Annotated in this window: 16 protein-coding genes; 15 read left to right on the forward strand and 1 reads right to left on the reverse strand. The window is 46.4% G+C overall.

The annotated features are described in order from the left end of the window. Positions 1 to 43 precede the first annotated feature (43 nt). The 15 genes from EIM92_RS10745 to EIM92_RS10815 all read left to right on the forward strand — a co-directional run bounded on the left by EIM92_RS10745 (position 44) and on the right by EIM92_RS10815 (position 17,175). Complete coding sequence (locus EIM92_RS10745) at positions 44 to 1,111, forward strand: AI-2E family transporter (protein ID WP_125082625.1); 1,068 nt, start codon at positions 44 to 46, stop codon at positions 1,109 to 1,111. Between the two features lie 54 nt (positions 1,112 to 1,165). Next, a complete protein-coding gene (locus EIM92_RS10750; protein WP_125082626.1) occupies positions 1,166 to 1,360 on the forward strand; it encodes a hypothetical protein in 195 nt (64 codons plus the stop codon). Positions 1,361 to 1,528: 168 nt separating this feature from the next. Then, the gene (gene alaS / locus EIM92_RS10755) at positions 1,529 to 4,153 is read left to right on the forward strand and encodes an alanine--tRNA ligase (protein ID WP_125082627.1); all 2,625 of its coding nucleotides are present in this window, start codon (positions 1,529 to 1,531) and stop codon (positions 4,151 to 4,153) included. Between the two features lie 130 nt (positions 4,154 to 4,283). Then, positions 4,284 to 4,544: an IreB family regulatory phosphoprotein gene (locus EIM92_RS10760; RefSeq protein WP_055105165.1), complete on the forward strand. Its 261-nt coding sequence runs from the start codon at positions 4,284 to 4,286 to the stop codon at positions 4,542 to 4,544. Between the two features lie 9 nt (positions 4,545 to 4,553). Then, complete coding sequence (gene ruvX, locus EIM92_RS10765) at positions 4,554 to 4,970, forward strand: Holliday junction resolvase RuvX (RefSeq protein WP_125082628.1); 417 nt, start codon at positions 4,554 to 4,556, stop codon at positions 4,968 to 4,970. Between the two features lie 11 nt (positions 4,971 to 4,981). After that, positions 4,982 to 5,290, forward strand: coding sequence for a DUF1292 domain-containing protein (locus tag EIM92_RS10770; protein WP_125082629.1), 309 nt, complete (start codon positions 4,982 to 4,984; stop codon positions 5,288 to 5,290). Then, the gene (locus tag EIM92_RS10775) at positions 5,290 to 5,589 is read left to right on the forward strand and encodes a DUF1292 domain-containing protein (RefSeq protein WP_125082630.1); all 300 of its coding nucleotides are present in this window, start codon (positions 5,290 to 5,292) and stop codon (positions 5,587 to 5,589) included. Before EIM92_RS10770 ends, EIM92_RS10775 begins: the two co-directional genes overlap by 1 nt. Before the next feature lie 74 nt (positions 5,590 to 5,663). Further along, positions 5,664 to 6,716 carry an endolytic transglycosylase MltG gene (mltG, locus tag EIM92_RS10780; RefSeq protein ID WP_211344443.1) on the forward strand — a complete coding sequence of 351 codons (1,053 nt, stop codon included), beginning with the start codon at positions 5,664 to 5,666 and terminating at the stop codon, positions 6,714 to 6,716. Positions 6,717 to 6,732: 16 nt separating this feature from the next. Then, positions 6,733 to 7,671 carry a peptidase U32 family protein gene (locus EIM92_RS10785; RefSeq protein ID WP_125082631.1) on the forward strand — a complete coding sequence of 313 codons (939 nt, stop codon included), beginning with the start codon at positions 6,733 to 6,735 and terminating at the stop codon, positions 7,669 to 7,671. Positions 7,672 to 7,693: 22 nt separating this feature from the next. Beyond that, complete coding sequence (locus EIM92_RS10790) at positions 7,694 to 9,028, forward strand: peptidase U32 family protein (protein WP_125082632.1); 1,335 nt, start codon at positions 7,694 to 7,696, stop codon at positions 9,026 to 9,028. A gap of 241 nt (positions 9,029 to 9,269) precedes the next feature. Further along, positions 9,270 to 11,441, forward strand: a complete 2,172-nt coding sequence (locus EIM92_RS10795) for a methyl-accepting chemotaxis protein (RefSeq protein WP_125082633.1) — start codon at positions 9,270 to 9,272, stop codon at positions 11,439 to 11,441. A gap of 90 nt (positions 11,442 to 11,531) precedes the next feature. Continuing rightward, entirely contained in the window at positions 11,532 to 12,272 is a 741-nt protein-coding gene (locus EIM92_RS10800; RefSeq protein ID WP_125082634.1) for a Bax inhibitor-1/YccA family protein, read from the forward strand. Between the two features lie 345 nt (positions 12,273 to 12,617). Beyond that, positions 12,618 to 13,673: an HD-GYP domain-containing protein gene (locus EIM92_RS10805; protein WP_125082635.1), complete on the forward strand. Its 1,056-nt coding sequence runs from the start codon at positions 12,618 to 12,620 to the stop codon at positions 13,671 to 13,673. 143 nt (positions 13,674 to 13,816) lie between these two features. Beyond that, positions 13,817 to 15,601, forward strand: coding sequence for a peptidoglycan D,D-transpeptidase FtsI family protein (locus EIM92_RS10810; protein WP_125082636.1), 1,785 nt, complete (start codon positions 13,817 to 13,819; stop codon positions 15,599 to 15,601). 104 nt (positions 15,602 to 15,705) lie between these two features. Further along, positions 15,706 to 17,175 carry a polysaccharide deacetylase family protein gene (locus EIM92_RS10815; protein ID WP_125085124.1) on the forward strand — a complete coding sequence of 490 codons (1,470 nt, stop codon included), beginning with the start codon at positions 15,706 to 15,708 and terminating at the stop codon, positions 17,173 to 17,175. Between the two features lie 93 nt (positions 17,176 to 17,268). Here EIM92_RS10815 and ilvD read toward each other — a convergent pair whose 3' ends face one another. Then, a complete protein-coding gene (gene ilvD / locus EIM92_RS10820) occupies positions 17,269 to 18,954 on the reverse strand; it encodes a dihydroxy-acid dehydratase (RefSeq protein WP_125082637.1) in 1,686 nt (561 codons plus the stop codon). Between the last annotated feature and the right edge of the window lie 72 nt (positions 18,955 to 19,026).

Here is a 19,026-nt window from a genome sequence, read left to right on the forward strand (position 1 = left end):
AATACTGACCTATAGCCAGTCCACCGCCAAGGAGGGAACGCGAGTGGAACCGATTTATAAAAATAAAATGTTCCGCAATGGAATGTGGATGCTGCTAGCACTCGTCATTCTCTATTTTATTTGGCTGCTCCGTCCAATGTTTGCTCTTGTCTATGGTTTTCTTAGGGCGGTACTCGCTCCTTTTGTCATAGCGATGATCATATCCTATATCCTTAATCCTGTAGTGCGGATGCTGGGCGGCCGTAAAGTGCCGAGGACGATGGCGGTGCTGTTAATTTATGCGGTCTTCCTGACCAGCCTTTCCGTTATATTGATCAATGTGATACCGATGTTCATTGAGCAGCTTGAGGAGCTTGGGGAGCATCTGCCTGAGCTGACATTACATACTCAGCAAATGATCAATCGCTGGGACAGTAGCTTGCTGCCCGGCAGCATTCGGATGGGGATGAATAATTGGTTCTTCCAATTCGAGCATCGCCTCGCTGATGGAATTTCTAATTTTTTAGACAATATCGGAACGACGATCGGAGTCGTCTTCAATGCGTTCATCGTTCCTTTTCTCATTTTCTATATACTTAAAGATTTTGAGGCATTCGAGCGTATGATATTGCATTACTTACCGCGTACCCGCCGCAAATCCATCGTTGCTTTATGGAAAGATATCGACGATGCGCTGGGCAATTATGTGCGGGGGCAGTTGCTCGTTTGCGTCATTATCGGGGTGCTCGCCTATTTCGGTTATATGATTATTGGCATGCCCTTTGCACTGCTGTTTGCTGGAGTCGTTGCCTTATGCAACATCATCCCTTACCTTGGTCCCTTTCTGGGGGCAGCGCCAGCTTTGGTCATGGCGACAACGATTTCGTGGCGTATGGTGTTAATGGTGATCCTAGTCAATACGATCTGCCAATTTATTGAGAGCAATATTATCTCTCCTCAGGTTGTGGGGAGATCGCTGCACCTGCACCCGATGCTCATTATTTTCGCCTTGCTCGTCGGTGGGGAAATCGCTGGCGTAGCGGGCTTGATTCTCGCGGTGCCTTTTTTTGCGGTGGGCAAAGTGCTCATTCAGCATTTTTATACGTATTATGTTCGCCGTAAAACGGTCTAAACCGCATTGACAGCGCGAATTTCGCCTTATATACTTATTAATGATTTATTTACGATGCATAAGATGCAAATCGTTGACGAAATGAAGTACGTCCATGTTCACTGTTCCAGAGAAGGCGTTCCTTCGCGAAGCTGCGGTCAATTCGCACTATACGGCAGAATCGCGTTGGCTGAAAGAACCCGATCATTGACCGGACGGAAAGCTAATTTCAGAGAGCGAAGCAAATTCGCCGGGTGGTTCCCGTTATAGAATCGTTCGAGGCGATCGTTCTTCAGATTTATGGTCATAGGCATGATCTGAAATACGATAACCAGGGTGGTACCGCGAGTTAATCGTCCCTGATGTTCAGGGGCGTTTTTTCTATTTTTCAGTGAAAATCATTATGATCAATCATGATCTACTTAGGAGGAGCTCTTTATGAAGTCAAGTGAAATTCGATCCAAATGGCTGGACTTTTTCGCCAGTAAAGGACATAAAATTGAGCCTAGCGCATCCCTCGTTCCCCATAACGATCCTTCATTATTGTGGATTAATGCTGGAATGGCCCCATTAAAGCCTTATTTCGACGGCAGGGTGAAGCCGGACAATCCCCGTATTGCGAATTCGCAGAAATGTATTCGTACGAATGATATTGAGAATGTAGGGAAGACACGGCGCCATCATACCTTTTTTGAGATGCTGGGCAACTTCTCGATCGGCGATTACTTCAAAGAAGAGGCTATTACTTGGGCCTGGGAGTTCCTTACGGGTAAGGAATGGATCGGATTCGATCCCGAACGCCTATCCGTAACGGTCTATCCTGAGGATGAGGAGGCTTACAAGCTGTGGAATGAGAAGATCGGCATCCCTGCGGAGAGAATTATTAAGTTAGAGGATAACTTCTGGGATATCGGCGAAGGACCATGCGGGCCTTGTACGGAAATTTTCTACGACCGCGGCGATGCTTACGGCGATTTGTCTGATCCGGATTGCACACCGGGCGGAGAGAATGAGCGCTTCCTTGAAGTGTGGAATCTCGTCTTCTCGCAATTCAATCATAACAAGGACGGCAGCTACACACCGCTACCTAACAAAAATATTGATACCGGAGCAGGATTGGAACGGTTTGCTTCCATTTTGCAGAACGTAAACTCCAATTTCGATACGGATTTGTTCATGCCGATTATCGATGATACAGCCAAAATATCCGGGGTTCAATACGGGGCAAGCGAAGATAGTGATGTAGCGATGAAAGTTATAGCTGATCATATTCGTACAGTTGCTTTTGCTGTAGCTGACGGCGTGCTGCCGTCCAACGAAGGACGCGGATATGTCATCCGTCGCCTGCTGCGCCGTGCTGTCCGCTACGGAAAGACGCTGGGGCTGGACAAACCGTTTATGTATAGCCTGGTGAAGACGGTTGGCGATATTATGGGCAGCTACTATAGCGATATTGTTGCGAAGCGGGATTTTATTGAGAAGGTCATTCGTACGGAGGAAGAGCGGTTCCATGAAACACTGAGCGATGGACTGGCTATTCTGTCTGAGATTAGCGAGGCAGCCAAGGCGGAAGGCCGCTCGGTCATTAGCGGGGCAGATGCGTTCAAGCTGTATGACACATATGGCTTTCCGCTAGACCTCACCGAGGATTTTGCAGCGGAGCATGGCTTGACTGTAGATCGTGAGGGCTTTGAGTCTGAAATGGAGGGACAGCGCAAGCGTGCCCGGGCTGCAAGTCATAAAGGCGGAAGCATGTCCGTGCAAGGCGGGGTGTTGGCTGATTTTACGACTAAAACGGAATTCGTTGGATATAATGAGCTAGAAACGTCAACTAGCATATTAGCTATAATAGCGAATGACACATTTGTCGATGTGTTATCTGCCGGAGAGAGCGGCCAAGTTATTTTGGAGACAACTCCTTTCTACGCCGAGAGCGGTGGCCAAGTGAGCGATAAAGGGGCAATTCTGAGTGAATCGGGCAACGCTGATGTAGAAGGGTTGTTTAAAGCGCCGCGTGGACAGCATGTTCATCAAGTGTTGGTAAAGTCGGGCGAACTGCGTGTGGGAGCAGTGGTAAAGGCTCAAGTGGATCGGAAGCTGCGCAGCGGGATTTTGAAAAATCATACAGCTACGCATTTGCTTCACAAAGCGCTCAAAGAAGTGCTTGGCGAGCATGTTAACCAAGCCGGCTCCTTAGTCGAGCCGCAGCGCCTGCGCTTTGACTTCTCGCATCTCGGCAGTATTTCTTCCGAGGAACTGGCTGAGATCGAGCGCAAGGTAAATGAGCAAATTTGGAATGCACTGGACGTTGTGATTGAATATAAGCCGATTGACGAAGCCAAAGCGATGGGGGCTATGGCGCTGTTCGGCGAGAAGTATGGTGACATTGTCCGCGTCGTTCAGGTTGGCGGCTACAGTCTGGAGCTTTGCGGAGGCTGTCATGTAAACAATACAGCGGAGATCGGTCTGTTTAAGTTGATCAGCGAAAGCGGCATCGGCTCGGGAGTACGCCGCATTGAGGCGGTAACCGGCAGCGGGGCTTACTTGTACATGGATGGTCAGCTGGAGCTCTTGAAACAATCCGCATCGCTGCTGAAATCAAATGTAAATGAAGTGCCGAAGCGGATCGAGGCGCTCTATCAGCAGTTGAAGGAGCTTGGGCGCGAGAACGAATCGCTGCAGAGCAAGCTGAGCCGGGTTGAAGCCGGGGAACTGACGAGTCGTATCGTCGAGGTAGGAGGAACCAAACTGCTTGCGGCACGTGTAGAAGCAGCAAGTATGGATATGTTAAGGAATTTGGTAGACGAATTGAAAATTAAGGTGCCGGATGCCGTCCTAGTACTTGGCGCAGCGATGGACGATAAAGTCAATTTTGTCGTAGCCGTACCGCAGGAGCAGGTGAAGCAGGGAATTCACGCCGGCAAGCTTGTTAAGGAAGTTGCTGCTGTATGCGGCGGCGGAGGAGGAGGTCGACCGGATATGGCTCAAGCCGGCGGCAAAGATGTCTCTAAGCTGGAGGAAGCTTTGAAGGTCGCGGAATCATGGATTGCATCGCAGCGGTAGGTTATTGTTAATTCAATATGGTAACCGAAAATTTCCTTAAAGAACCTACAATATGTTATAGTAAGGGGAGACTAAGAGGAAACCAGACTGCGATCAAGAAGACGTATGTCTTAAGAAGCGAGGTGTCATCATGGACTATATGGATAAAACCGTCAAGTTTAATGTCAAGGGTGATGAGCAGGAGGCGTCTGCGCAGGAGATTCTTCTTACGGTATATGAAGCTCTACAGGACAAAGAATATAACCCAATCAACCAGATTGTAGGATACCTGTTGTCAGGAGATCCGGCATATATACCACGCCACAATAATGCGAGGAGCCTGGTGCGCAAGAAAGAACGCGACGAATTGATTGAAGAACTGGTAAGGTTTTATATGTCCAGTCACCGTTAGGAGAATGGCATGAGAATTATGGGTCTGGATTACGGGGATCGCAGAATCGGTGTAGCGATTAGCGATATCTTTGGGTGGACTGCCCAAGGCGTTGAAGTGATAGAACGCCGGCGGGAAGGCGATGAATATGATCGCATTGCTGAACTGGCCGGTCAGCATGAAGTTGAAGAAATCGTCGTTGGTCTGCCGAAGAATATGAATGGATCCGTCGGTCCACGTGGGGAAATATGCAAGGTCTTTGCAGAAGAGCTTCAGAATAGGATCAAGGTGCCGGTTCATCTCTGGGATGAAAGGCTAACTACGGTCTCTGCACAGCGAACGCTTATTGATGCGGATGTTAGCAGGAAGAAGCGCAGAGGAATTGTGGATAAAATGGCCGCAGTTTTGATTTTACAAAACTATTTGGACTCTAAGAGTAAAAAGTGAGGGTGATCGCTATGTCTAAAGATCGTATCGGCAATGAAGAAGAACCGGAAATTATTTATATCCCTGACGACGAGGGCAATGAGGAAGAGTTTGAAGTCATCATGAAATTTGAGGTTGACGGTTCAGATGCGAAGTATATGATGGTCGTTCCTCTGGAATCAGATGAGGACGCTGAGGCCGAAGAGGTATACGCATTTCGTTACGAGGAAGACGGCGATGATCTAAAGCTGTATACAATTGAGAGTGATGACGAGTGGGAAATTGTGGAAGAAACATTTAATACATTAGTTGATGAGTTCGACGGGGAGGATCAGGATTAATGTCGGAATTCTCCGCCAGTAATGTGATTTGGACCTCCCGAGTGCATGATGCATTTGGATCTGTCGTTGAGCTTGAAGATGAACAGGGAAATGTTTCTTATTATTCGGTTGAGAAGGAGTTCGATGTTGCGGGCGGCTCTTATGCTGTTCTCCGCGCTGAAAGTGGAGCAAATGCTGAACCGGAAATATTTAAAATTATCAGCGGGCAGGACGGAGTATTGGAACTCGTCACGATCGATGATGATGATGAATGGGAGAACGTAACAGAACTGTACGATGAACTGACGTTCCCGGAATAGAACCAAACACATTTCTATAGATAAGTCTGAGAAGGGCGGATACCGCCCTTTTTGGCTGTTAAGGAGTTGATTGGTTGAAGAAGGTATGGAAGTGGTTGTTATCCTTACTGCTGCTACTGTTTATCGGTGCTGGGGCTATCGCCGCCTATGGATACGTGCAAATGCAGCCAATGAAGCGTTCGGAGCAACCTGTCAAAATTACGATTGAGCCAGGTACAGGTACGGCCACGATTGCGAATATACTTGAAGAACAAGGTCTAATCAAAAATTCATTTCTATTCAAATCCTATTTGAAATGGAAAACGGAAGGTAATCGATTCCAGGCAGGTGTTTATGAGATACAGCCAGGTGTGACTTATGACGAAATTATTCAAAAATTGAACCGCGGCGATGTCGTCAAAGCTGAAATGATTCGATTCACGATTCCAGAGGGCTATACCGTAAAGCAAATGGCGGAAAGACTTGCCGAGGCCGAATATGTCAATAAAGAAGTGTTTTTAAATCTGGTCAAAGAGGCTAATGGGATTGAAGAAGCGATCCTTCCTAATATACCGGAATCATCAGAGTTGAATTATCGTTTGGAAGGTTATTTATTTCCAGAAACCTATGAGCTGGAGAAGGGGAGCAGCGAAGCGGATATAATCTCTAGGATGCTTCAAGAGACGGACAAACGAATTAGGAATATTCCCGATTTTGACCAGAAGCTGAAAGCGCGGGGGCTAAATTTTAACCAATTGATGACGGTAGCGTCCCTAGTAGAGCGGGAGGTTGTCGTTGATAGTGAACGAAGTCTTGTTGCTGGAGTTATTTATAATCGCATTGCGAAAGATATGAAGTTGGAAATTGATGCAACGGTTCAGTATTTGCTTGAAAAGCCGAAGGAGCGGTTATTATATAAAGATCTGCAAAGTGTAGACAGCCCATATAATACTTACATGTATAAAGGGCTCCCTCCGGGGCCGATTTCCGCTCCCAGCTTGAAATCGATCGAAGCAGCGCTGGATCCCAAGCCATCAGATTATTTATTCTATGTCACTAAAAAGGACGGCACCGGCGAGCATTTATTCGCCAAAACGTATGCAGAGCATTTGCAAAATATTAAGAAAAGTAAGGCTACAGCCAAATAACCGAGGTGTATGAAATATGGGAAATAAACCGGAGCTGCTGGTCCCTGCGGGTTCCTTGTCGGAGCTGCAAAGCTATTTGGAAGCCGGAGCCGATGCGGCGTTAATCGGGGAAGAGAAATATGGAATGAGAATGCCAGGCAGCTTCACGCCGGAAGAGATCTCCGAAGCGGTTAAGCTGGCCCATGCTAGAAAAGGCAAGGTTTACGTTAGTGTAACGAACATCATCAGCAATGAATTGTTAGAGGAGCTTCCGCATTATTTACAGCGTTTGGAGCAGGCTGGGGTCGATGGTATACAATTTGGAGATCCGGCGGTTCTGCAGGCAGTCAGATCAATGAATTTGAATTTGAAGCTGCATTGGAATGCTGAAATGACATCCACCAACTATGCCACGGCGAATTATTGGGGGAGCAAAGGGGCTTCACGTGTTGTATTAGCGCGTGAGCTGAATATGGAAGAAATTACGGAAATGCAGCCTAAGCTTGAAATTGAATCAGAGGTTCAAATCCATGGCATGACGAATATTTATCATTCCAAGCGACGTCTTGTGAACAGTTATTTGACGCACCAGGGAAGAACCCCCGAGCCTGACGGTGCTGATTTAGGCAGAGAACGGGGACTTTTCTTAGTGGAAGCTGAGCGTCCTGGGGAGAAATTTCCGATCTATGAGGATTCCAACGGAACACATATTATGAGCTCGGATGATATCTGCATACTAGAGGATCTACATCACTTGATGGCGGCTGGTGTGCACAGTTTTAAAATCGAGACCTTGCTAAAGGATGTTCGCTATAATACGATAGTCATCCGTACTTATCGTAAAGCAATCGAAAGCTATTTCAGCAATCCGGATGATTATGAAATGGATGAAAATTGGCTAGAGGAAATTCGGGAAGTACAGGATCCTGAGCGCGAGCTGTCATTCGGTTTTTTCTATAAAGAACAAGTATATTAATTAGAATCAGAGGTGAACGAGGATGCAAACAGCACAGAAACATCGGCCGAAATATACCGGGAAACGCTATCGCCTGGACAAGCCTGAGCTGCTGGCTCCAGCGGGAAATTTGGAGAAGCTGAAATTTGCGATCCACTATGGGGCGGACGCTGTATATATCGGGGGGCAGAAATATGGTCTTCGTTCGAATGCGGATAATTTCAGCTTTGATGAGATGCGTGAAGGCGTAGAATTTGCAAATAAATACGGAGCCAAAGTATTTGTGGCCACCAATATATATGCACATAACGAAGACATTGAGGGGATCGAAGAATATTTACGCAACTTGTACGATGTGGGGATTTCAGCAATTATCGCTGCGGATCCGATCATCATTGATACTGCGCGCCGCGTCGCACCTGGACTTGAAGTCCATTTAAGCACCCAGCAATCCACGATAAACTGGCAGGCAGTCAAGTTCTGGAAGGAAGAGGGCTTGCCGCGGGTCGTATTAGGCCGGGAGACAAGTATGGAGGAAATTCAGGAAATTAAAAAGCATGTGGATATTGAAATTGAGTCTTTTATCCATGGAGCCATGTGCTCATCCTATTCCGGGCGATGCGTGTTGTCCAATCACTTTACGGATCGTGACTCCAATCGCGGAGGCTGTTGTCAGTCTTGTCGCTGGAAGTATGATTTGTTTGAGGAGGGCTTGCCACAGGAGGTATGGGTATCAGAAGAGGAATTCGCTATGGCACAGTCAGCACAGGCGCCTCAAGTAGGGGCTTCCCCGCTTCCGTTGTTTCAAGAGGAAGACAATCCATTTACGATGGGCTCCAAAGATTTGTGCATGATTGCCCATATTCCGGACCTGATCGATGTGGGGGTCGACAGCTTTAAGATCGAGGGACGAATGAAGTCGATTCATTATGTTGCGACCGTAGTAAATGTCTACCGCCAGGCTATCAATTCGTATATGGCTGATCCCGACAACTATGTGCTAAAGCCGGAGTGGCTGGAGGAAATCAATAAGGCGGCGAATCGCCCGTTGAATACAGGCTTCTTCTATGACACGCCCGATCATGAGGATCATATTTATGAGCCGGAAGAGAAGGCCGTTCCTTATGATTTTGCCGGATTGGTGATGGAGTATGATACAGAAGAAGGAACTGCGATCATTCAACAGCGAAATCACTTTAAGCCTGGACAGGAAGTTGAATTCTTTGGTCCGGACGGAACTTTCTTTAAGCAAACGATTGGAACAATTTGGGATGAGGAAGGCAATGAGCTGGACGCAGCACGTCATCCCCTACAAAGAATTAAAATGAAGGTGGATTATCCTGTTTCTTATTTTGATATGATGAGAAAAAGGAAATAAATAGCAACTTTATGTAAAAAAGAGTCTTTTGTCAACTAGGACAAAAGACTCTTTTTTACTATGGTATTAACTTTTTTAGCTAAATATTAAACTCATAGGAGATTTTTACCGATAATAATAAAGGAAAAGGTGTGTTTTTGTCGAATGTAAATAAGCAACACAGGAAGAATTCATGAGGTTCGGAGCATGGCCTCAGGACCTACTTAAGTGGGTTAATTATTATGAGCGGTGGGTGATCAACATGAAATTGGTTCCTAAGAAGGAGAGCCAAGCTAAAGACAACCAGAAGGAAATGAAGAAACGTACAGATACCGGACAACCTAAAAATAAAGGAGTTAGGGGATGGAAGGAGAAGTTCGATAGTATTATTGATAAGCTTCCCAAGGACATCAATCCATCCAGGTCAGTAGGTATTCGTTTGTTTTTAATTTTCTTTATTGCGATTATGTTTTTCGTACTTGTAATCGGTCTGTTATCTTATCAAATGGCGAAGAATACCATTGAGAAAAATGCCGAAACAGCAAGCCAGCAAACCATTGTGCAGACATCACAGAAGCTAGACATTATTCTCCAAAAATATGAAGAAACACTGCAGCAAGTATTCCTGGATGATGAAATGCAAAAGGCGATTCGGGATGCCTCGCTCGCAACTTCGTCTGATTATGATCGCTTCACGACATCTAATCAAATGAGAAACCGTCTTAATTCCATGACGTTCTCAAGCAAAGGTGTTGTAGCGGTGTATATGGTTCCCGGAGAAGAGGGACTGATTGGCCCTGTAACTTCGGGAAGCGCGGATAATACATTTGTCAATGAGATTCGTAATGAGCCCTGGTTTGAGGACATGGCTCAAACTTCGCAAGTTCGATGGATTACAGCTCCAAACGATAACGCAGGTGGAACACAAATATTCAGATTGGTTAGATCCGTGCAAAGTGTCAGCAGCATGAAGCGATTTATTCTGGTGGCAGATATCAACCTAGAGATTTTGAACGGTTATTTGCAGGAGCTTAACCTCGGCAACGGTTCGAAAGTTCAAATGATTACAGCGGATAATGTGATTGTAGGCTCCTCGGTTGAAGGAGAGCACGGACAGAAATCCGAGTTCACTCTTCAGAAAAAAGAAGGCGAGAGATCGGGAAGCACACGTATTAAAAATGCTCAAGGCAGAACGGTACTTGCTGTCTATAATACGCAGGAGAATTCAGACTGGACGCTGATGGGTGTGCTGCCTACGGATCAACTGACGAAGGATGCCAGAGGTATTCTAGTTACAACCTTTATCTCGATGGCTGTTGTTGCTGCTATTGCAATTCTGATCGGTATGTGGATGGTTAGAATGATAGCTCGTCCGCTCGTCCAACTGATGAAACTGATGGATGAAGGCTCGAAAGGGAACCTCAATGTTCGCATGGAGCAGAAATCCAAAGATGAAATCGGAATGCTGACAGTAAGCTTTAACGTGATGATGGAGCAAATTATGCAGCTTGTTAAACAAACGAACGATTCCGCACAAGATGTACTGGATACTGCGGCAGAATTGACGCAAGCTTCGAATAAAACAGCGATTTCCGCCAAGGAAATTGCGATTGCTACTGAGGAAATTGCTAATGGTGCAACAAGCCTGGCGAATGAAGCCGAGCGCGGCAATGAGTTGACGGAGAACATTTCCCGACAAATGGATCATGTGATCTCTGCGAATAAAGAGATGGAATCGTCCGCTCGCCAGGTAGAGAGATCTAGCCAACAGGGGACAGAGTACTTGAATGAGCTATTGCAAAAAACAAGTGTAACAGGTGAAATGGTTAATGCGCTTACGGAAAAGGTCGATTCGTTGAAATCAAGCACATCTTCGGTATTAAAGGTTCTCGATGTGATGCAGAACATTACCCAGCAAACGAATATTCTCTCACTTAATGCAACGATTGAGGCTGCGCGCGCTGGGGCCGCAGGACGCGGATTTATGGTCGTGGCGGATGAAATTCGTCAGCTTGCCGATCAATCCCGTCAATCGATCACGATGGTAGGAGAAATTACAGACAATATCCAAAAGGAAATGAATGAAACCGTTCAGGCTTTATCCGAGGCTAGTCCGCTATTCCAAGATCAAATTAAATCTGTGAAAGAAACGAGCCAAATCTTTGTTTCCGTACAAGAGCAAATGGAAGGCTTTGTGCAGCATCTGGATTCCGTGACATTGTCGATCGATGAACTGAATCAATCGCAATCCGTATTGTCCGAAGCAATGAGCAATGTCAGCGCGGTAGCACAGCAATCATCCGCGACTTCGGAAGAGGTAGCTTCGCTAAGTAGCGAGCAGGAGACAGTAGGAGAGCAGCTCGTGAATCTGTCAAACAAACTGGAGAATGTGTCCAATGGTTTGAAGGAGTCTTTATCCAAGTTTAGCGTGTAACTCCTAGACAAAAATATAGGGGTTATAAGATGGACAAAATTGGAGTATATGTTACTATGGATATAAAATCTTATCTGAGGTGATTCTAGGTTGATAGGTCGTAGTGGAAATCCGACATTGAATGATAAAACATTCGATCAAATCGGATATCATTCTGGACAGGATGCAATGACCATTGAAGGCACAGTAAATAAAGTGTTTATTACGCTTGCTGTACTTTTAGGGGGCGCATTTGCTTCTTGGTCCATGTACTTCAACGGGCAGGACGTGCTGCCATATGCTATTGGCGGAGCGATTGGCGGCTTTATTCTAGCGCTGATTATTAGCTTCAAGCCAACGACAGCTCCATTTCTCGTTCCGATTTATGGAGTGTTGGAAGGCTTGTTTTTAGGCGCAATCTCTGCGATGTTCGAATCTGTAAACCAAGGAATCACGCTGCAAGCTGCGTTGCTGACGATGGGCGTATTCATCGCTCTGTTGCTTGCTTACAAGACAAGGATTATCAAAGCGACAGAAAACTTTCGGCTTGGTGTGTTTGCGGCCACGGGCGGCATAGCATTAGTATATCTGCTCAGTTTCATTCTGGGGTTCTTTGGAATTTCTATTCCTTACCTGCATGAAAGCAACTGGATTGGAATCGGAATTTCTGTGATTATTGTAATTGTGGCAGCTTTGAATCTCGTCTTGGATTTCGATTTTATTGAGAATGGTGCTAATCAGGGTGCTCCGAAGTATATGGAATGGTATGGTGCTTTCGGCTTGATGGTTACCCTAGTATGGCTCTATATTGAAATGCTTCGTCTTTTAGCTAAGTTGGCGAACAGAGACTAGATTGAAATCTAAGCTTTAGAGGATGGGGATGTGATCTCCATCCTCTTTTTTTATCTAAAAAATGGAATGGAATATCACCTAACATCGAGTTTAATAGTAGCTATAATTTATAAAGTTCTTTCTTTTTTGATAAAAATGAACAAAAATGATCCGAAAGTCCCTGTAAAATAGGTACACTACAGTATTACGTGCATGGTCTTGATATGTAGTCTTTAGAACTATTTAGTTTATGACATTAGCTTTCGATATTATAAGTAGGGATTGCAGAAATTAGAATTTTGTTCCTGGTACCCGGGAACTACGCCTCAGATTGTATAGAAATATTGAGAAAGGAGGATTTTTTCTTTGAGAACTCATGTAATGGAGCTTAGACCTGGAGATAGATTAATTGAAGATACTTTTAATCGCGCCGGGCTGCATATTTTACCTAAAGGATCGGTTATCCAAACCGAGGAGATTGCTTTATTGATTCGTCAAAGCATTGATTATGTCGACATTGAACCGCGTGACGGAAGCGCTATATCTGAAACTACACAGATTGTAGGAAGTCAGGAATTTAGTCAGCGATTGCAGGAAAACTTCGAGAAAACGGTTCAAGGTTTTCAGACTATTTTTCTGGAGGCGTTGACAACGGGCAGGTTTAATCAGTCGATGGTTGACGAGAAATTATTGCCTACGCTGGAAGCATTGGATAAACGCAAAAATATTGCCACCTTGCTGTATATGCTCAGCAATGATGATGTAAATATTTATAACCATTCATTGCAAGTCGGATTACTATCCTATTACATAGCTACCTGGCTCGGATACTCCAGAGAGGAGTGTCACGAGATTAGTAAAGCGGGTTATTTGCACGATATTGGCAAAAGCCGTGTGCGCCAATCCATAAAGAATAAAAGTGAGTTGCAAGGCGAGGAACTGGAGGAAATGAGGCGGCATACCAACTACGGATATGAAATTATCCGCGAATCGATTAAAGATAATGAAACGCTTGCTCTTGCTGCTCTCCAACATCATGAAAATGTGGATGGCTCCGGTTACCCTAAGGGAATCGGAAAGGACGAAATACATCCTTATTCGCAAATCGTCGCTGTAGCGAATGCTTACGTAGATATGACAACATCACCGAATAGGCAGCCTCACGACAGTTTACTAACCGTACTGCGTAAAGTGTATGAGCTTGGTTTCGGAAAATTGAACGAGAAGGCGGTTCAAGCATTGACCCAAAATCTCTTGCCGAGCTTTATAGGCAAGCGGGTACAATTGAGCAATGGGGAAAATGCAACGATTGTATATAACAATCCCACTGACATTTTTAGACCTCTTGTTAAAGTTGATGATTTCTTCAGAGATTTGTCGCGGGAGCGAGACATTGAAATTCAAGAAATATTTTTTGAATAAACATACGGAGAAGCCTGACTGGAGTCAATTTCAGTTAGGCTTTTTTTCTTATTTGGGCATACCTTCAGTTTCTCTTTGGACCGGAAAAAAGGTGTGAAGTAGCTTTTCCCAGGAAATAATGAGGGACAGGAAGGTGGAGGACGATGACATTACTTCGGAAGAAGCGCATATTTTATATTTTAATAGGATTTATGCTGGTGTTATCTCTCTATGTAATAAGGGTAGTCTGGATTCAGCTTGTTTCAGCTAGGGTCTCGATTAGCGCATCCGGGATGACGATGAATGAACTGGCTGTGCGTCAGCGTGAAGAGGGCATCGAGCTCGACCCTGGAAGAGGACAATTTTTGGATCGCAACGGTTATCCATTAACAGGATCGACGGTATGGGTTCCTGTTCTGTTCCCTGTTAAGGATTTGCCGGATACTGTTCAGGTAACAGAAGTGGCTGATTTGCTTGGTGTATCTGCTGAAGAACTCAAGCAAAAATGGAGCAAGCTTCAATATCCGTACTTATGGCAAGAGAGCGATGGAAAGGCTCCGCTTGTGCTTTCGAGTGAAGCTGCAGAACAGTGGACGCAAATCAGCGGTTTTAAAATACTTCCGTACATGCGGCGCTATCTAGAAGAGGAATCAGGCAAGCAATGGCTGGGCTATGTCTCGCAACGTCCAGATTATATTCGCAGCCTTCAGGGGCAAAAAAATAACCGTACGATTCCTTTAACCATGCAAGTAGGGTCCTCCGGGTTAGAACGTACATTTGATCATTTTCTGCGAGGTGTAGGATCAACCCGGGCTGCATTTACAGTTGATGGCCAGAAACGGCCTCTATTCGGATTAGGCTTGCGTCTGAAATCGGTTAATGATCGTTATTATCCGCTATCTGTACGGACGACCGTGGATAGAACGATTCAGCAGCGATTGGAAAGCCTGACTGAGCAAATGGATATTCGAGAAGGGGCGATTGTCGTTCTGGATGCGGTACAAGGGGATGTTGTCGCTATGGTGTCTCGTCCATTTTTTAATCCTCGGCAGATCGATTTGAAGCAGGGCAATTGGAGTAATCACGCTGTAAAGGCTGCAATCCCTGGTTCGATCTTTAAAACTGTAATTGCAGCTGCTGCCCTAGAGGAAGGGGTGGCATCGCCCTCAGAGACATTTCATTGTTCCGGACATTATAGCAAATACGGTCTTTCGTGCTGGAAAGAAGGAGGCCATGGCACGATAACATTGAAGCAGGCTTTTGCTCAGTCGTGCAATATCGTTTTTGCCACTTTAGGCGAGAGGTTAACAGCTGCGAGTATTGAGCGCACCGCCGATAAGCTGGGAATTGGACGCACGGTGGGCTGGTATGCCCCGTCTGATCGGGGAGGATCTGCTTTAAGACAGATCGATCAAGAGGAAGCTGGAACTGTGTTCGCGAAGGGGATTCAGCCAGATGGAGGAGTAAGGGCGCAAACTTCCCTGGGACAACGCGACGTAAAATTGTCTCCTTTGCAGGCTGCCAATATGGTCGTTACTTTGCTGCACGGCGGTAGTGTGACATCCCCACGCCTTGTTCAGGATATTTATTTTAAAAATGGTACGCGAATGCTTGAGTTTTCTCCGAAGTATCATCCTTCGATCTATGGAGCTATATCTCCGTCGACAGCGAGGACACTGCTCAGTTGGATGGAGGAAGTGGTCAAGAAGGGAACGGGCCGATCCTTGTTGAATGCTACATGGAATTTAGCAGGCAAGTCTGGGACCTCTCAAGTTGTATCAGCTGGAGTCCCTTTAAATCATCAGTGGTTCATCGGATACGGGCCAGTGGAGCAGCCGCGCTATGCTGTAGCCGTGCTTGTAGAGAACAGGCGGGAAGGCGCGCCTCATCAAGCCACGGAACTATTTCGCCGAGTCATGGATATACTAGCAGGAAGATTTCCTAAATAAAAAGACCCTAATATTGGAGCTAATATGATAAAATATAAGGGATACAATAAAAGCCTTAGGGCCCGCCAAAGTCAGTGAATGAGATAGAAAAGTGGGGAAGAGACATGGAGACTTTGCTGCTGTGGTTATTTTATGTTTCAACACTATACGCTTTCATACCCGGTTTGATTACGCGATTGTTCGGATTTCGCGTATTTCGCCGCGGAGTAGGCATGAATGAATTTGCCCTTACCTTCGATGATGGACCAGACCCGGTATATACGTCGCAGCTGCTTGATTTATTGAAGAAGTATAAAGCAAAAGCTACGTTTTTTGTCGTCGGCTCCAATGCGGAGAAATATCCACACTTAATCAAGCGAATGCATGAGGAAGGGCATCTCATCGGGATTCATAATTATGTGCATAAGACGAACTGGTTAATGGGTCCATCCGCTGTAAAGAAACAAATCCAGCGAACGAACAAAATCATTTGTGACATTATCGGCAGTGATACGCATTACTATCGGCCTCCTTGGGGGATTGTCAACTTATTTGACTTCGCAAGAAGAAGCGAGACACAAATTGTACTATGGTCATCCATGTTTGGGGATTGGCGCCAGCGCCTCGGCGCTGACCGATTAACGCAACGTATGCTGAAGAAGCTCAAGAGCGGCGAAGTATTTCTGCTTCATGACTGCGGCAATACACTTGGGGCGAATGCAAAAGCGCCTGTGCAGATGCTGATTGCTTTGGAGCGAGTGCTTCAGGAAGCTGAAAAGAAGGGGCTTGGAACGATACGGATTGACGATATGATCAGCAAGAGCGAGGCAGCAAAACGTGAAGCCAAGAGTAAGAAGACTTTGGCTTCGATGTCAAAGAATGCCCCTAATAAAACAGCCCCTAAGGGCAGGGGAAGATTATTCTGGGGCAAAAAGCTCCTTGTGTCTCTTTGGTTATTGTGGGAGAAAATATTTCATATGCTCTTCCAGTTAAGAACAACGAATCAGGAAGACCCGATATTTCATTTTCGCATACGACCGTATCGCGGACAGCCAGTAACGATGAATGGTGGCATAGAGCTGGTTAACGGTGATCGGGTATTAGAGCTCCATTTTGACAACAAAAGGTTATTTGAAATTGGTTCGCGATCCAGAAACTCCGTACAAATAGCCATTCAAATGATTCGCGGCGTAGAAAAGACGCTTCCTGAGCTTGCACAGTATGTCCAGAGCCATCCAGAGCTGCTTGACGTAAAGGCTTTGTATGGAGTGAGCATGATTAATCGGGGGCCAGAGCAATTTGGATTTACTGTGACGGATTTGCCCGATAGCTTTTTCGCCAGATCGACGCGCCTATACTTGAAGTTTCTGATGAGTGTCATTCATCCGTCCGGAGGAGATCGCCTGAAACAGCGTTCCTCTCATGAACTGATTCCTAAACTTATCGTAATGCCTATAGAGCTCTTGCTTGACAAATATTCCGAAGATGGCTCGCATCGCCGTTATTCCAATAAGGAAAGCAGCGAAGCCGTTAAGGAAGAAGCTGCTGAGGAAGCTACGGATGAAGCTACGTTAAGTGCAACTCAGCCGTGCTAGTCTAAATCAAAGGGGCAGTTCCACTGTATTCGTGGAACTGCCCCTCCTTTATGCATTATTTCGTAAATTACATTGATAATGTAATGAATTTACTTAAATTTTCATAACTCCACCGTTGCTTGCATTCGTAACGAGCTTGGAGTAACGAGCAAGATAACCTGTTTTTACCTTCGGCTCGAAGCCTTTCCAGTTCGCGCGGCGGCTGGCCATCTCCTCATCGGAAACGTGAAGCTCGATTTTGCGATTATTCAGATCCAGCTCGATGATGTCTCCATCTTCTACGAAGGCAATTGGTCCGCCTTCGGCAGCTTCTGGAGAGATATGGCCGATACTGATGCCGCGGGAAGCTCCAGAGAATCTGCCATCGGTGATCAGACCGACTTTGGCACCCAGCCCCATTCCAGCGATTTGTGAGGTTGGAGCGAGCATTTCCGGCATGCCCGGTCCGCCCTTAGGCCCTTCGTAGCGGATGACGACGACATTGCCTTCCTTAACCTTGCCATTCGCAATACCCTCGAGCGCTTGCTCCTGCGAGTCGAAGCAGATGGCAGGCCCCTTATGATACCCGCCTACCGAAGCATCAACCGCGCCAACTTTAATGACAGAGCCCTCAGGGGCCAGATTGCCGTACAGGATGGCGAGACCGCCTTTCTCAGAATGCGGATTGTCGATCGAGCGGATCACTTCGCGGTCATGTACCTCGCAGCCAGCCACGTTCTCGGCAAGCGTCTTGCCTGTAACGGTCATTTGATCGCCATAGATCGCTCCAGGCTTCTTCAGCAGTTCATTAATGACGGCACTTACGCCACCAGCGCGGTGAACGTCTTCAATGAAATAATCTGATGCCGGGGCCAGCTTCGAAATATGAGGCACACGGTTGGCAACCTCGTTGATGCGCTCCAGCGGATAATCGATGCCTGCTTCCTGGGCTAAGGCTAGGGTGTGTAGCACAGTATTGGTTGAACCGCCCATAGCCATGTCGAGGGCAAAGGCGTTGTCGATCGATTCTTTCGTTACAATGTCGCGCGGCTTGAGATCTAGCTTGATCAGCTCCATCAGTTGTCGGGCAGATTGCTTAACGAACTCCTTGCGCGCCTCGTCGACCGCAAGAATGGTTCCGTTACCCGGCATGGCCAGTCCCAGCGCTTCGGCGAGACAGTTCATGGAGTTGGCCGTGAACATACCTGAGCAGGACCCGCAGGTCGGACAGCCGTATTGTTCAAGCTCAAGCAGGTCGGCATCGTCGATCTTGCCCGCTTGATAAGCGCCTACGCCTTCGAAGACAGAAGTCAAGGACAGTTTGCGTCCTTTGCTGTCTACGCCGGCTTTCATCGGTCCACCGCTGACGAATACGGTAGGGATGTTCACGCGAAGCGCGCCCATCATCATCCCTGGCGTAATTTTGTCGCAGTTCGGGATACAGACCATACCGTCGAACCAGTGAGCGGAAACGACCGTTTCCAGGGAGTCGGCAATGATTTCCCGGCTAGGCAGGGAGTAACGCATCCCGATGTGCCCCATCGCTATTCCGTCATCAACGCCGATGGTGTTGAATTCAAAAGGTACGCCGCCAGCTTCGCGGATTGCTTCCTTAACGATTTTACCGAATTCCTGCAAATGCACGTGGCCAGGAACGATATCAATGTAGGAGTTGCAGACGGCGATAAACGGTTTACCAAAATCCTCGTCTTTAACGCCAGCAGCTCGCAGCAAGCTGCGGTGAGGCGCGCGGTCGAAGCCTTTTTTAATCATATCTGAACGCATTTTCTTGGCAGTCATGGTTGCCTATCCCCCCATAAAATGTATATTTTAATTTGGAACTTTACACCGCTAAAGGTTTCTCTAAAGTCT

Origin of the sequence: Paenibacillus lentus, from assembly GCF_003931855.1 — a bacterium.
Classification (GTDB): domain Bacteria; phylum Bacillota; class Bacilli; order Paenibacillales; family Paenibacillaceae; genus Fontibacillus; species Fontibacillus lentus.

Excerpts from the sequence above, each read along its gene's own strand:
- EIM92_RS10750 (WP_125082626.1), top strand. The coding sequence starts at position 1,166 with ATGCATAAGATGCAAATCGTTGACGAAATGAAGTACGTCCATGTTCAC.
- alaS (WP_125082627.1), top strand. The coding sequence starts at position 1,529 with ATGAAGTCAAGTGAAATTCGATCCAAATGGCTGGACTTTTTCGCCAGT.
- EIM92_RS10760 (WP_055105165.1), top strand. The coding sequence starts at position 4,284 with ATGGACTATATGGATAAAACCGTCAAGTTTAATGTCAAGGGTGATGAG.
- ruvX (WP_125082628.1), top strand. The coding sequence starts at position 4,554 with ATGAGAATTATGGGTCTGGATTACGGGGATCGCAGAATCGGTGTAGCG.
- EIM92_RS10770 (WP_125082629.1), top strand. The coding sequence starts at position 4,982 with ATGTCTAAAGATCGTATCGGCAATGAAGAAGAACCGGAAATTATTTAT.
- EIM92_RS10775 (WP_125082630.1), top strand. The coding sequence starts at position 5,290 with ATGTCGGAATTCTCCGCCAGTAATGTGATTTGGACCTCCCGAGTGCAT.
- EIM92_RS10785 (WP_125082631.1), top strand. The coding sequence starts at position 6,733 with ATGGGAAATAAACCGGAGCTGCTGGTCCCTGCGGGTTCCTTGTCGGAG.
- EIM92_RS10790 (WP_125082632.1), top strand. The coding sequence starts at position 7,694 with ATGCAAACAGCACAGAAACATCGGCCGAAATATACCGGGAAACGCTAT.
- EIM92_RS10795 (WP_125082633.1), top strand. The coding sequence starts at position 9,270 with ATGAAATTGGTTCCTAAGAAGGAGAGCCAAGCTAAAGACAACCAGAAG.
- EIM92_RS10810 (WP_125082636.1), top strand. The coding sequence starts at position 13,817 with ATGACATTACTTCGGAAGAAGCGCATATTTTATATTTTAATAGGATTT.
- EIM92_RS10815 (WP_125085124.1), top strand. The coding sequence starts at position 15,706 with ATGGAGACTTTGCTGCTGTGGTTATTTTATGTTTCAACACTATACGCT.
- ilvD (WP_125082637.1), bottom strand. The coding sequence starts at position 18,954 with ATGACTGCCAAGAAAATGCGTTCAGATATGATTAAAAAAGGCTTCGAC.